Source organism: uncultured Erythrobacter sp. (genome assembly GCF_947499705.1).
Lineage (GTDB): Bacteria > Pseudomonadota > Alphaproteobacteria > Sphingomonadales > Sphingomonadaceae > Erythrobacter.
This window is the reverse complement of the sequence record NZ_CANMPJ010000001.1, coordinates 1,758,281-1,770,815: the sequence shown is the minus strand read 5'-3', so window position 1 is coordinate 1,770,815 and position 12,535 is coordinate 1,758,281. Positions and strand designations below refer to the sequence as shown.

The window sequence follows — 12,535 nt, the reverse complement described above, 5'->3', positions numbered from 1 at the left end:
GTTTAGTCGCTAAGTGCGCCGCAACACGCGCTTTTCAGGAGTTCGCCGCATATGGCTGCAAGCACGCCAGACACAGGCCACGCCTTCTATGACATGCACGCGCACGGCTTTGTCCGGGTGGCGACAGCGACGCCTTGTTCGCGCACCGGAGACGTCGCGTACAACACAAAGGGTGTGCTATCTGAAGCGACCAAGGCGCACGAACAGAATGTCGATCTGGTTGTGTATCCGGAGCTGTGCCTGTCATCCTACGCGATTGATGACCTGCATTTGCAGAATGCGCTACTCGACCGCGTCGAACGCGCAATCGGCGAAGTGGTCGAGGCGTCGAAAGATCTGAGTCCGGTGCTGGTGGTTGGCGCACCATTGCGTCGCACTGGGAAGCTTTACAATTGCGCGCTGGTGATCGCGGGCGGGGAATTGCTCGGCGTGATCCCGAAAAGCTACCTGCCGAACTACCGCGAGTTCTACGAGAAGCGCTGGTTTGCGCATGGCCGCGAGTGTCAGGATTTGTGGATTGGCGTGAATGGCGAAGAAGCGCCGTTCGGCACCGACCTGGTCTTTGCGGCTGGAAACTTGCCGGGTTTCGCTTTTGGCGTAGAGATCTGCGAGGATTTCTGGGCACCCAACCCGCCGGGCACGTTGGCCGCGCTCGCCGGGGCGCAGATCCTGTGCAACCTCTCAGCCTCGCCGATCACGATTGGGCGAGCGGATGATCGCCATCTGCATTGCCGCGCCAGCGCCTCGCGTTCGATCTGCGCCTACGTCTATTCTGCGAGCGGGCACGGGGAGAGCACCACCGATCTCGCGTGGGACGGGCAGGGCGTCATCTACGAAATGGGGGAATTGCTGGCAGAGAGCGAACGGTTCGATCTCGATCCGGAACTGTGTGTGGTCGATATCGACACCGACCGCATCGCAGGCGAACGGATGCGCAACCAGACCTTCGCCGATGCCGCCGAAGCGCATGGTCGACCAGAAGATGAGTTCCGCCGGATCGTCTTCGAACACGCCTACAGTGAGGGCGATGTCGGTCTGAAACGTCCGATCCGCCGCTTCCCGTTCGTGCCAAATAATCAGCACACGCTGGATGAGGATTGCTACGAGGCGTTCAATATTCAGGTCGATGCCCTGATGCGGCGGATCAAAGCGACCCATGCCAAGTCGTTGGTGATTGGCATTTCCGGCGGGCTAGACAGCACGCATGCGCTGATCGTCGCCGCCAAGGCGTGCGACCGGCTCGGCCTGCCGCGCTCGACCATCCGGGGCTACACCATGCCCGGCTTTGCGACATCGGACGCGACCAAATCCAACGCATGGAAGCTGATGGAAGCGATGGAGATCACCGCGGAGGAGATCGACATCAAGCCTGCGGCCACACGGATGCTCGAAGACATGGGCCACCCTTTCTCCAAGGGTGAGTCGCATTACGATGTGACGTTCGAGAATGTGCAAGCAGGTCTGCGCACAGACTACCTGTTCCGCCTCGCAGGCCAACATGGCGGGTTCGTGGTTGGGACCGGTGACCTGTCCGAATTGGCGCTCGGTTGGTGCACCTACGGCGTCGGCGATCACATGAGCCATTACGGCGTCAATGCGGGTGTGCCCAAGACGTTAATCCAATACCTGATCCGCTGGTCGATCCAGACAGAGCAGTTCAGCGATACCTGTGGGAAGGTTCTGGACGCAGTCCTCGGCACCGAGATTTCGCCCGAGCTTGTGCCCGCCGGCGAAGATGGTGAAATCCAGTCGACCGAGAGCATCATCGGCCCCTATGAACTCAACGACTTTTTCCTGCACCACACGATCCGCTACGGCCAACGGCCCAGCAAGGTCGCTTTCCTTGCCTATCATGCGTGGAAGGATGCCAGCGCGGGTCTATGGCCTGCAGGGTTCCCGGAAGAGCGCAAGAATCAATACGACCTCGCTGAGATTGCGAAGTGGTCGGAAAATTTCCTGAAACGCTTCTTTGGCTTCAGCCAGTTCAAACGCAGCGCTCTGCCCAATGGCCCGAAAGTCAGCTCGGGCGGGGCGCTATCCCCGCGCGGCGATTGGCGCGCGCCGAGCGATGCAGTGGCCGATGTGTGGCTTGAGGAACTGCGCGAGAGCTTACCGGGCGCATAAGAAAGGCCGGAACGCCCTGCGACGTTCCGGCCCCTTGCGACCCTGTATCGGGCTCATTCCTAGTTGCGGTCGACCGAAAGGCGGCCCGGACCGAAGGCGGCGATGGCAAACATGCCGCCTGCGATCGCCAGGTTCTTCAGAAACAGCGTCACTTCGGTCTGCTGCGCAAAGTCATTGTGGAAGATGAACGCGGTCAGCAGCGTGAAGGTTCCGAGTGCGCCGGCAGCATAGCGAGCCTTGAACCCAGCTGCGAGCATCAGGCCGCCGACAATCTCGATTGCGACCGTGCCGAAATAGACAAGTTCGGGGAAGGGCATGCCGACAGAGGCGATGTATCCAACGGTGCCTTCCATCCCGGTCAGTTTGTTGATGCCTGCCAGGATGAAGAGAGCGGCCAGCAGCAGCCGGGCGATGAGGGCCAGTGCGTTCTGCGCGGAGCTGCCGTTAGAAGCTGAACCGATCGTGGTGTCTTGTGCAAGAGTGTTCATGGGGTTTCTCCTTTGGACTTATGGATCAGTAGTCCGCTTCAAGCGGCCAGTTCGGCCGCCTTGGCCTTTGCTGCGGCAATCTTGGCTTCGCCGTCGACGCTCATGATACCGTCGGCCGCGACGATTTCGACATCTGTTATTCCAAGGAAGCCGAGGAAGAACGTAAGCCAACTCGACATGAAGTCCATGTCCGAGCCAATCGGCGTCCCGCCGGATGCAGCGGCGATGTAGACCTTCTTGCCTTCCAGCAGGCCGACGGGGCCGTTTTCCGTGTATTTGAAAGTGGTGCCAGCGCGGGCGACCAGATCGGCCCAGGCTTTGACCACGGCGGGTACGCCGAAATTGTAGACGGGCACGCTGAACACGATTGTGTCTGCTGCGTGCAGTTCCGCAATCAGCGTGTCGGCAATGGCCGCAAGTTCCGCTTGCTCTGGCGTGCGGTCCGCTGGCGGGGTCAGGTTGGCTTCGAACCGCGCTTCATCGACAAAGGGGATGTCATTGGCGCTGAGATCGCGATCGGTGATCGTCGCGCCAGTTTTGGCAGCTAACCCTTCGACAATGGTCGTGCCGAGGCCGCGAGAGATGCTTTCGCCAGAGCGAATGCTGGCTGAGATGTGCAGGATATTGGTCATGGCTGTTCTCCGAAAAAGGTTTTGAAATGGACTGGAAGAAAGAGAGCCAGCCGAGAGGGGGAACTCGGCTGGCTCAAGGGGGTCAGGCGGCGTCTACCAGGACAACTTCGCTGTCTTCGAGCGCGGTGATAGTCACCTGCTCAAACTGGGTGATGGCGACACCGTCACGGGCATTGGCCCGAACACCGTCGGCACCATTGTCGATCCGCACCTTGCCGATGGCAGGGACGAGATAGAGATGCCGGTCGGCTGAGCGCGGTATGTAGGTCACGCTTTCACCTGCCTTGATTGTGGCACCCAGCACGCGGGCATCGGTCCGGATCGGAAGCGCGCCATCGGCAAGGTCATTGTCGTTGGCAGTGCTGGCTGCGAGCGGCACGAACTGTCCGGCACGGTCATCCTTGGGGAATTCACGTGCACCCCAGGTCGGCTTACCACCGCGCTCGTCGGGGATGATCCAGATCTGGAAGATCTCGGTATCCTCGTCTTCGCGGTTGTATTCCGAATGCTGGATACCGTCACCGGCGCTCATCACCTGCACGTCGCCCGCTTCGGTGCGGCCTTCATTGCCCACGGAATCGCGGTGGGTGATGGCGCCTTTGCGGACATAGGTGATGATTTCCATGTCGTTATGCGGGTGAGTGGGGAAGCCGGTGCCGGGCTGAATTGTGTCGTCGTTCCAGACGCGGAGACTGCCCCAGTTGACCCGGTCCGGATCATGGTAGCTGGCAAATGAGAAGTGGTGATGGGCATCGAGCCAGCCATGGTTTGCGGCACCGAGCGAATTGAAGGGACGAAGTTCGATAATGGGTTCGATCATTGCTTTTCTCCTGTCTCGGAGCGGCTCGTGAATGAGTGCGCTCTGTTGAAACTGGAGATAGGGGTGATCTGATAAATGGATAAGTGAGATAAAACTTGTCAAAATGTTCGGATTATCCGAACATATAGGTCATATGAGACTTGGCGACCCTTCGCTCGATCAACTCCGCATCTTCCTTGCCGTGGTAGAGGAAGGCAGCTTTGGCGGCGCTGCCCGGATGATGGGGAGGGCGGTATCGGCGATCAGTTATGGGATCGCGCAGCTTGAAGCACAGTTGGCGGTAACGCTGTTCGAGCGAGAAGGCTCGCGCAGACCTGTATTGACCGAAGCGGGGGAAGGCTTGCTCACGGAGGCACGGTCCGTGACTGACCGCGTCGATGCGCTGCTGGCAAAGACGCGCTCGCTCCATTCTGGGCTCGAAAGCAATGTCTCGCTGGTGATCGACGTCATGGTGCCAGGCGAAGTGACCGCGAAGGTTCTGCGTGAATTCCGAGCCATGTTCCCGACAGTCGCGCTTTCTCTCAACATCGAAGGGCTGGGCGCAGTCGCGGCATGTCTGCTCGACGAAGATGGCGATCTCGCGATTGGTGGGCCGACCATTGTCGACCACCCCGCGTTTGAGCGGCAATTCATCGGAGCGGTCGAACTGGTGCCGGTTGCAGCCCCCGATCATCCACTCGCCAGTCCCAACGTGGCTCCGGGCGAGAGCCGCAAGCACATGCAACTTGTATTGTCCGACCGATCCTCTTTCACCGAAGGTCAGGAATTCTCGGTGCTTAGCCCGGAAAGCTGGCGGCTCGGCGATCTCGGCGCCAAGCACAGTTTGCTTAAGGAAGGGCTGGGTTGGGGAAATATGCCGCGCGAAATGGTGACGCGTGACCTGCAAGATGGGCGGCTGGTTGAACTCGATCTGCCAGAGAAACCCGGAGAGGAAGCCTATCGCCTCAGCGCATTATGGCGTCGCGATACGAAGCTCGGCCCAGCGACAAGTTGGCTGATCGATGCATTCCGGGAGGAACTGGCCGTTTAGGCGGCCTGTTCGTTCGATCGCAGCCACTGCAGCGCATCGACTTTGGTGTCGAAGAATTCAATTTCGACGATATCGTCCATCCGCTTGTATTGCATTTTTACAAGCGCCGACGCCCCGACGACTCCAATGCGAGCTAATCCCAGTTTTACCGCTGTCTCGATGCTTGAGCGAATCACGATCGCTGCCTGTTGCGACTGCGTAATCGCTTCGGAATAGTCGCCGAGCATGGAGAACCGCTGTTTTGCAAGGATGAACGGCGCTGCGGCTTCGCCGATCTTTACAGAGGCTTCCTTGATCTGCTTCTCCTCCCACATGCCGCTCGCAGCGAAGCGCACCACGCAGTGCACGCGATCGATGGAGACATTGAAGGAGGGATCAAAGCTATCCATCGCACCATCCTGACCTGAAATGGTGAATCACCGGTAAAAGGGCGTGCGTGCTGAACTACTTGGAGGGACCGAAAACGAGCGGCTCGTCGCCTGCTTTCCACGGCGCATATTTAGGCATGATGGCCTTGAAGAGATCAGAGGCTAGGTGCTTTTCGAGCCATTCCTGCACATGCGGCAATCCTTGCGCGTCGAACCAATCACGGTCGGTGTTCGCGAATTGGCGGATGAAGGGGAACAGCGCGACATCGGCGAGGGCGCGATGGTCGCCGCCCAGCTGCGCGCTGCTTCCCAGTCGCTCATCCAGGTCTTGCAGGAAAGCCAGCCCATGAGTGCGATGGTCGAGGCGGAACGTATCCTCATCACCCTTGGCCTCGTCCGGGTAGCGGGTCGGGTATTTGTAACGATCAAGGCTGTGTTTGAACGGCCCGTCATTGCGGGTGATCAGCGCGGTGTCATCGCCATCGAGCCAGTTCTCAGGGTCATTCTGATCTAGCGCCCAGCGCATGATCGCGATGCTTTCTTCGAGCACGGTCCCATCGGCAAGAACCAGCACAGGCACGGTCGCTTTGGGTGAAGCTTCGGCCAATTCCGGCGGTTTGTCGGCGAGTTTCACCTCGCGCAGTTCGACCGTGATGCCCGCCGACCAAAGCGCCATGCGTGCCCGCATCGCATAGGGGCAGCGGCGAAAACTGTAGAGGATCGGCAGATCGCTCACTCGCCGTTCTCGTCTGTCTCTGGCGTCAGGCCGCCGGGAAAGTTCGCTTCCCAACCGCCATCGGGAACGCTTGGTGCATCGTCGGCTGATCGCTCGATACTCGCCCCGACATGCGCTTCGCCGCGCTGCTTGGCGAGCTGCTGTTGCCTTTGCCGCTCGGCATAGCGCGCCCGCTGCGCCTCATCGCGCTCATCGATGCAATGCGGACAGCTGACGCCCGGCGCATAGTCGGGCGAGGCCATCTCTTCCTCGCTCAGCGGCATGCGGCAAGCGAAGCATTGGCCATAGGAGCCAAGTTCCAGCCCGTGCTTCACCGACACACGCTGATCGAACACGAAGCACTCGCCATCCCACAGGCTTTCATCCTGCGGGACGGTTTCGAGATATTTGAGGATGCCGCCTTTCAGGTGGAACACGTCCTCGACACCCTCGGAGCGCAGGAAGCTGGTCGATTTCTCGCAGCGAATGCCGCCGGTGCAGAACATCGCGACTTTCTTCTTGCCGTCGAGCAACTCGTCGCGATTTGCGCGAAACCATGCCGGGAAGTCGCGAAAGCTGGGCGTCTTGGGATCGACCGCGCCTTCGAAAGTGCCGATGGCAACCTCGTAATCGTTGCGGGTGTCGATCACGATGGTGTCGGGATCGCTGATCAGATCGTTCCAATCCTGCGGCGCGACATAGCGGCCCACACTGGCGCGCGGATCGATATCAGGCTCACCCATCGTGACGATCTCGCGCTTGAGCCGCACCTTCATGCGGTTGAAGGGCATTTCGTCGGCGTGAGAATATTTGACGTCGAACTCGGCGCAACCGGGCAAGCTGCGGATATGGTCGAGCACCGCTCTGATCGCATCGGGTGAGCCGGCAATGGTGCCGTTCACGCCCTCTGGCGCCAGCAGGATGGTGCCCTTGGTTCCCGCTTCCTCACACTCCGCCTGCAAGGGCGCTTGCAGCGAGGTCGGATCGTCGAAAGGCGCGAAGCAATAGAGCGCGGCGACTTGGATCGTTGGAGCTGCCGCCATCATTCGCACATCCGAGCGGCAACGGTCAGGTTTACACCTTGGCGGTGTAGCAGAACTTCATCGCCGACCTGGCAGCTTTCCAACACGCCGGGTTCGACCGAAATGGATCGCTCGTCGCCCCGCGCTGTCATCACTTTCAGCAGCGGCTTGTTGCCGGAGTAACCCGCACCCATCCCATACCCGATCACCTCAGCCGTTTCGGTCTGTACCGGCTTTTCTTCTGCAATCAGAGCGAAGTAGACAACGAATGCCAGCACAGCTGCAATCAATAGGAACGCCGCGAGCCCCAATCCGCTGCGGAGCCTATCCGACAGACTGGGAGCAAAGGGATCAACTGCCATCGCTTAAACCCGCATCGCCGAGCTGAGCTTGTCCTGAGGTTCGTCTCTAGTGGAGGTGAAAATGTCCGAACAGCCAACTGGAGGAAGCTGTTCGGACGCCTCTTTTTGGCACCGCTTCAAGCGATCACCTAGTATCACAGCGACATCGCCCAGGATCTTTCTCAATTGGATCACCTTCGCATACTCGCACTCAAACCCGCATCACCCAGCCGTGTTTGTCTTCGACCGCGCCGTGTTGCAGGCCGACCAGTCGCTCGCGCATTTTCTGCGCCATTTGGCCGATGCCGCCGGTGCCGATGGTGAACTCGCCGTTGGGTGAGGCGACTGTACCCACCGGGGTCACCACCGCAGCCGTGCCGCAGGCGAGGGTTTCGAGCAGTTTGCCGCTCTCCGCTTCCTCGCGCCATTGGTCGATCGAGTACGGTTCCTCCCGCACTTCCAGCCCTTCCTCGCGCAGCATCGCTACAAGCGAGTCGCGGGTAATGCCGGGCAGGATTGTACCGGTCAGCGGCGGAGTGATCACGCTGCCATCGTCGCGGATAAAGAACAGGTTCATGCCGCCCAATTCCTCGACCCATTTGTGCTCAATTGCGTCGAGGAAGACGACCTGATCGCAGCCATGCGAAATGGCTTCGGCCTGCGGAACCAGAGAGGCGGCATAGTTGCCGCCGGTTTTGGCCGCGCCGGTGCCGCCGGGGGCCGCGCGAACGTAGTCCTGACTGACCCAGATTTTGACCGGGTTCACGCCCTTCTTGAAGTAGTTGCCGGTCGACACAACGATCACGACGAACTTGTATTGCTTGGCCGGGCGCACACCAAGAAACGCTTCGGAAGCGAACATGAAGGGGCGGATATAGAGCGAGCCGCCCTCAACTGGAGGCATCCAGTCGGCGTCGGTCTCGACCGCCAGCTTCACCGCATCGAGAAACAGCTCCTCAGGGATTTCCGGCATCGCCATGCGCCGCGCGCTGTCATTGAAGCGGCGTGCGTTCTCCTCCGGACGGAACAGTGCCAGGCCGCCGTCTTCATGCGTGAAGGCCTTCATCCCCTCGAATATTTCCTGCGCGTAGTGCAGCACGCTGGCGGCAGGATCGAGGGAGATCGCCTCGCGCGGGCCGATGCGGGCTGAATGCCAGCCGCCCTTGGCTTCATCATAGTCGATCGTGACCATGTGGTCGGTGAACACGGTGCCGAAGCCGGGATCGGCGATGGCGGCTTTGCGGACGTTGTCATGCGTCGGGGCAGGGTGGGGAATACGGGTGAAGTGCATGGGGGAGCGATTAGTATCGGAAGAAACGAAGGGCAAGATTTGAGTCTTTCTTTGCGCACTCGCATCCGCGAGCGCGATTTCCTCGCTCATACGCCCTTCGGGCGCGTCGCTGCGGGCGCCCGGTCGGGCTTGCGGACCCTATCGGGTCCGAACCATTCCAAGGTACTGGCTTGGTCGCGGAGCTCGGCTGCGCAGCAGCCGCAAGGGCGACCGCCCGCCCGCAGACCCGTCAGGGTCGAGGAAATCGCGCGCCGGATGGCGTGCGCAAAACAAAAAAACCAAATGAAAAGGGCGGCTCCGCCCGTCGGGGAACCGCCCTTTCATGGTCAGCGGCCGGAAGTGCCGCTCACGAAACCTCACTCGGTAAGGAGATTACCGAATATGCTCCGTAGGGATCTTCACCGACCTCGCTACTGAACCATGAGACATCGGATCACCTCCTTTCGCGCTTGAAAGCCAAGACCTCGCCGTATCACCGGGGGCCGAAGTTCGCGTTCACCGCTAACCTCACCAACCAATCTGAGTCAGAAGAGGTGCCAAGACAAGACTTGAAAAAAACTTTTCCCACGTCAGAATAATGCGCCTTCGCTCAGACGATATTGGAACGCGCTCAGGGGAAACCTTGGGCGTTTCTTGTTTTAGTGCCTTTGAGGCATGTCAATCATCGCATGGCTGTGGAAAGCGGGAAACGAATCTTACCGGCAATCTTCAATCGCGCGCGTCACTTCGGCCCAAGCTGGTAGGTATAGTGTCCGCATACCTTCCACGCCGACTGCAAAGCGCCCTTTCGTAATTGCCATCGCATCAAGCAGCGGATCCCGCGCTGATAGTTTGGCGACGACAATGCTGCCTTCGCGGCGCATCAAATCGGCTTGAAGCACGCGCGTCACCGTTTCGGTCTTGATTTCCATCGTACGCGGGGAGTTCGCCCCGCGCCGTCCTAGCCAGACTTCACCAGTACCAACGCGGCAGAGTACGACGAAGGACGCGGCAAGTTCGTTCTCTCCAGTGCCGAAGAACGCCATCGTCGTGTCGGGGTCGGCGCCGTAACCCCAAGTTCCGACCGTCTGCGGCGCATCGAGATAGTTTTCGAAGCGCGGCTCCTCCACAGCAGGAGGAGGCGGCGGCGGAGCGGGAGTGGGTGTCGGAGCCGGTGCAGGGGTTGCAATCGGTGCGGATGGAGCGGCTGGCGCTTCTGCGGTTGGAACGCATGCGCAGGCTGACACGCCGAGTGCCATGGCGCTGACAAGCTTGAAATGGATTGCTTTCATGTCGCCTAAATGCGCGCTAACGGCGGGTGCGTCCATGACCTATTCGCCGCTCTCCGCAGAAAATCCGACCGATGGCTAAGCGCCGCGCGGATCACCTGCTGGTCGAGCGGGAACTGGCCGAAAGCCGCACGCGTGCGCAGGCGCTCATCATGGCGGGAACGGTGTTTTCGGGCGAATCCAAGATCGCCAAGCCGGGCCAGCAATTGGCCGAGGATGCGCCGCTTGAAGTGCGCGGGCGCGACCACCCTTGGGTCAGTCGCGGTGGGATCAAGCTGGCGCATGCAATCGAGCACTTCGCACTCGATCCGAGCGGTGCGGTGGCGATGGATATCGGGAGCTCGACCGGCGGTTTCACCGATGTGCTGCTCACCAAGGGCGCTGCCCATGTGTTCGCGGTCGACAGCGGCACTAATCAGCTTGCGTGGAAACTGCGCCAGGATGATCGTGTGACAGTGCTGGAACAGACCAGCGCACGAATTCTGACGCCCGAGCAGATAAACCGCCCGAGTAATTGGGTTGTGTGCGATGCGAGTTTTATCAGCCTTTCAAAAGTGCTCGAGCGCCCGCTCGAACTGGCCGCGTCGGAATGCCGTTTGGTTGCGCTGATTAAGCCGCAATTCGATGTTGCGCGTGAAGAGGTCGGCAAGGGCGGAGTCGTTCGCGATCCGGTTCTGCATCAGCGCGTGTGCCGCGAAGTTCGCGAATGGCTTGAGGGACTTGGCTGGGATATCGAAGGAATTGTTGAAAGTCCGATCACCGGACCTCAAGGCAATGTGGAATTCCTGATTTCGGCGAGGCGGGGTTAAGAAGGAACTCGTCATTGCGAGCCGGAGGCGAAGCAATCCATGGACCGATCATCCAACTTTCAGCCAGCCGTCTATATGATGGCGAACCAGAAGAATGGCGCGATCTATACCGGAGTCACGTCTGACCTGCCAAAGCGAGCGTGGCAGCATCGCGAGAGCCTGGTCGAAGGATTCACGAAGAAGTATCGATGCAAGCTTCTCGTTTGGCTTGAGCTACATTCAACGATGGAAGCTGCTATTGAACGAGAGAAACAGATCAAAGGTGGGTCGAGAAAGGCCAAGATCGCGTTGATCGAAGCCACCGATCCGGATTGGCGAGACCTGTTCTTTGAGCTTAACCGTTAGGCCATGGATTGCTTCGTCGCTGCGCTCCTCGCAATGACGAATTGAGAGCTACGCCTCTGCTTCCTCGGGCCAGTCGAGCGAATTGATCTTGGCATCCAGATCGATTGGGATCTGTGACAGCACCTCTTCACCAGAGGCCAGCTCATACGCCTTGTCGCCATGCTCTTCGACCAGTGCAGCGTGCCTTGTATCGCGTTGGCGCAGCAAGTCTTCGATCTCTTCACTGTAAAGCGCCACCATCGCAGTGACGAAGCGGTTGACGAGGTCGTCTTCCTTGGTGTGATCGACGTTGAATGCCGGGAGATGCTCGATCATCGTCTCGGCGGGATAGAGGAATTCGTTGGTCACATAGCGGTTCACGGTGAACCACGAGCGCGGGATACCGAGCGTGTCGATCGACAGGGCGATCAGGTGGGTCACGTGAGCTTTCGCTTCTTCACCCTGAGGCGGCCAAACCTTCGGCTCCAACCCATCGGGCAGCTGCGTCCGGTGCAGGAACAGATGGAAATGGCCGTGCTCATCGGCATCGCGGTTTCCCGGAGCATGCACATGGTAATACCAGCGCGCTTTGCAGAACTCGTCGCGGGCGTCCTTTTCCGGATAGTGAGTCCAGAAATTCGCACCATCTTCGGGCACGACACGAAGCATCAGCGGGCGCTGCTCCTGCGCCATTTGCGTGATTGTCTCGATAACGGTCTGCGCGGCTTGAAGCTTGTCCATAATATCCAGTTACTGTGACGAAGCACGGAAGGTTACTGTCAAAGCGAGTTTTATAGGCGGCTCCGCCCGCAAAGCAAAACGGCCGACCGCAACATGGAGTTGCGATCGGCCGTCAGCATTCTTTGAAGCGTTAAAGCTTAGGCAGCTTCGCAAGCAGCGGCACAGCAGCCTTCTGCAGCGCAGCAACCAGCGCCTTCGCATGCAGCGGCACATGCAGCACCTTCACAGGCAGCAGCGCAGCAGCCAGCGCCTTCGCATGCAGCTGCACAGCAGCCTGCAGCGCATTCAGCGACAGCAGTGGTATCGGCGTCGGTAGCGCCGTCTTCAGCAGGTGCCGAGCAAGCGGCGGTTGCAACAGCGAGACCGCCAGCGACTGCGAGCATCGAAGCGAAGTTGGTCTTTTTCATGTAACTCGTTCCCCAAATTGGGCCCTTGATCGGGCAGGACGCGCGAATGGATGATTCCTTGCCGTGTAGCGTCCCGAATCGCGGCAAGAATGTGGCGAAGCTAACACAATGATTGCAAAACGCACGTCCATTTACCGAACTTTCGAATTTGGCTG

At 59.6% G+C, this 12,535-nt stretch carries 15 protein-coding genes; 4 read left to right on the top strand and 11 right to left on the bottom strand.

What is annotated here, in order from left to right; all coding sequences use genetic code 11:
• Positions 1 to 51 precede the first annotated feature (51 nt).
• A complete protein-coding gene (locus Q0837_RS08425) occupies positions 52 to 2,124 on the top strand; it encodes an NAD(+) synthase (RefSeq protein WP_298467544.1) in 2,073 nt (690 codons plus the stop codon).
• Positions 2,125 to 2,183: 59 nt separating this feature from the next.
• On the opposite strand, the gene Q0837_RS08420 is transcribed toward Q0837_RS08425, so the two are convergent.
• The 3 genes from Q0837_RS08420 to Q0837_RS08410 all read right to left on the bottom strand — a co-directional run bounded on the left by Q0837_RS08420 (position 2,184) and on the right by Q0837_RS08410 (position 4,052).
• Positions 2,184 to 2,612, bottom strand: coding sequence for a DoxX family protein (locus Q0837_RS08420; RefSeq protein ID WP_298467541.1), 429 nt, complete (start codon positions 2,610 to 2,612; stop codon positions 2,184 to 2,186).
• A gap of 38 nt (positions 2,613 to 2,650) precedes the next feature.
• Positions 2,651 to 3,244, bottom strand: coding sequence for an NAD(P)H-dependent oxidoreductase (locus Q0837_RS08415; protein ID WP_298467538.1), 594 nt, complete (start codon positions 3,242 to 3,244; stop codon positions 2,651 to 2,653).
• A gap of 82 nt (positions 3,245 to 3,326) precedes the next feature.
• Positions 3,327 to 4,052, bottom strand: a complete 726-nt coding sequence (locus tag Q0837_RS08410; RefSeq protein ID WP_298469856.1) for a pirin family protein — start codon at positions 4,050 to 4,052, stop codon at positions 3,327 to 3,329.
• Between the two features lie 145 nt (positions 4,053 to 4,197).
• On the opposite strand from Q0837_RS08410, the gene Q0837_RS08405 reads away from it, so the two are divergent.
• Entirely contained in the window at positions 4,198 to 5,094 is an 897-nt protein-coding gene (locus Q0837_RS08405) for a LysR family transcriptional regulator (RefSeq protein WP_298467535.1), read from the top strand.
• Here the strand turns inward: Q0837_RS08405 and Q0837_RS08400 are convergent.
• The 6 genes from Q0837_RS08400 to Q0837_RS08375 form a co-directional block, all read right to left on the bottom strand.
• Positions 5,091 to 5,483: a hypothetical protein gene (locus Q0837_RS08400; protein WP_298467533.1), complete on the bottom strand. Its 393-nt coding sequence runs from the start codon at positions 5,481 to 5,483 to the stop codon at positions 5,091 to 5,093. The two genes, Q0837_RS08405 and Q0837_RS08400, sit on opposite strands and share 4 nt — an antisense overlap.
• Before the next feature lie 55 nt (positions 5,484 to 5,538).
• Positions 5,539 to 6,198 carry a glutathione S-transferase gene (locus Q0837_RS08395; protein ID WP_298467531.1) on the bottom strand — a complete coding sequence of 220 codons (660 nt, stop codon included), beginning with the start codon at positions 6,196 to 6,198 and terminating at the stop codon, positions 5,539 to 5,541.
• Positions 6,195 to 7,220 (bottom strand): rhodanese-related sulfurtransferase, encoded by a 1,026-nt coding sequence (locus Q0837_RS08390; RefSeq protein ID WP_298469851.1) that lies wholly within the window; start codon positions 7,218 to 7,220, stop codon positions 6,195 to 6,197. The genes Q0837_RS08395 and Q0837_RS08390 overlap by 4 nt, the downstream gene beginning before the upstream one ends.
• Positions 7,220 to 7,561, bottom strand: coding sequence for a hypothetical protein (locus tag Q0837_RS08385; protein WP_298467528.1), 342 nt, complete (start codon positions 7,559 to 7,561; stop codon positions 7,220 to 7,222). The genes Q0837_RS08390 and Q0837_RS08385 overlap by 1 nt, the downstream gene beginning before the upstream one ends.
• Before the next feature lie 190 nt (positions 7,562 to 7,751).
• Complete coding sequence (locus Q0837_RS08380; protein ID WP_298467526.1) at positions 7,752 to 8,831, bottom strand: branched-chain amino acid aminotransferase; 1,080 nt, start codon at positions 8,829 to 8,831, stop codon at positions 7,752 to 7,754.
• 695 nt (positions 8,832 to 9,526) lie between these two features.
• Positions 9,527 to 10,102, bottom strand: a complete 576-nt coding sequence (locus Q0837_RS08375) for a hypothetical protein (protein WP_298467523.1) — start codon at positions 10,100 to 10,102, stop codon at positions 9,527 to 9,529.
• A gap of 71 nt (positions 10,103 to 10,173) precedes the next feature.
• Between Q0837_RS08375 and Q0837_RS08370 the strand changes: the two genes are divergently transcribed.
• Positions 10,174 to 10,908, top strand: a complete 735-nt coding sequence (locus tag Q0837_RS08370; RefSeq protein WP_298467520.1) for a TlyA family RNA methyltransferase — start codon at positions 10,174 to 10,176, stop codon at positions 10,906 to 10,908.
• 39 nt (positions 10,909 to 10,947) lie between these two features.
• On the top strand, positions 10,948 to 11,253 hold the full coding sequence (locus Q0837_RS08365; RefSeq protein ID WP_298467517.1) for a GIY-YIG nuclease family protein: 306 nt from the start codon (positions 10,948 to 10,950) through the stop codon (positions 11,251 to 11,253).
• Positions 11,254 to 11,301: 48 nt separating this feature from the next.
• Here the strand turns inward: Q0837_RS08365 and Q0837_RS08360 are convergent, their stop codons facing one another.
• Both Q0837_RS08360 and Q0837_RS08355 read right to left on the bottom strand, forming a co-directional pair.
• Positions 11,302 to 11,973 carry a hypothetical protein gene (locus Q0837_RS08360; RefSeq protein ID WP_298467514.1) on the bottom strand — a complete coding sequence of 224 codons (672 nt, stop codon included), beginning with the start codon at positions 11,971 to 11,973 and terminating at the stop codon, positions 11,302 to 11,304.
• 130 nt (positions 11,974 to 12,103) lie between these two features.
• Positions 12,104 to 12,328 (bottom strand): hypothetical protein, encoded by a 225-nt coding sequence (locus Q0837_RS08355; protein WP_298467511.1) that lies wholly within the window; start codon positions 12,326 to 12,328, stop codon positions 12,104 to 12,106.
• Positions 12,329 to 12,535: the final 207 nt, after the last annotated feature.

Bases quoted from the DNA above. Each gene is read 5' to 3' on its own strand.
- Q0837_RS08375 (WP_298467523.1), bottom strand. From the start codon at position 10,102: ATGAAAGCAATCCATTTCAAGCTTGTCAGCGCCATGGCACTCGGCGTG.
- Q0837_RS08365 (WP_298467517.1), top strand. From the start codon at position 10,948: ATGGACCGATCATCCAACTTTCAGCCAGCCGTCTATATGATGGCGAAC.
- Q0837_RS08360 (WP_298467514.1), bottom strand. From the start codon at position 11,973: ATGGACAAGCTTCAAGCCGCGCAGACCGTTATCGAGACAATCACGCAA.
- Q0837_RS08405 (WP_298467535.1), top strand. From the start codon at position 4,198: ATGAGACTTGGCGACCCTTCGCTCGATCAACTCCGCATCTTCCTTGCC.
- Q0837_RS08370 (WP_298467520.1), top strand. From the start codon at position 10,174: ATGGCTAAGCGCCGCGCGGATCACCTGCTGGTCGAGCGGGAACTGGCC.
- Q0837_RS08400 (WP_298467533.1), bottom strand. From the start codon at position 5,483: ATGGATAGCTTTGATCCCTCCTTCAATGTCTCCATCGATCGCGTGCAC.
- Q0837_RS08415 (WP_298467538.1), bottom strand. From the start codon at position 3,244: ATGACCAATATCCTGCACATCTCAGCCAGCATTCGCTCTGGCGAAAGC.
- Q0837_RS08425 (WP_298467544.1), top strand. From the start codon at position 52: ATGGCTGCAAGCACGCCAGACACAGGCCACGCCTTCTATGACATGCAC.
- Q0837_RS08390 (WP_298469851.1), bottom strand. From the start codon at position 7,220: ATGGCGGCAGCTCCAACGATCCAAGTCGCCGCGCTCTATTGCTTCGCG.
- Q0837_RS08385 (WP_298467528.1), bottom strand. From the start codon at position 7,561: ATGGCAGTTGATCCCTTTGCTCCCAGTCTGTCGGATAGGCTCCGCAGC.
- Q0837_RS08420 (WP_298467541.1), bottom strand. From the start codon at position 2,612: ATGAACACTCTTGCACAAGACACCACGATCGGTTCAGCTTCTAACGGC.
- Q0837_RS08380 (WP_298467526.1), bottom strand. From the start codon at position 8,831: ATGCACTTCACCCGTATTCCCCACCCTGCCCCGACGCATGACAACGTC.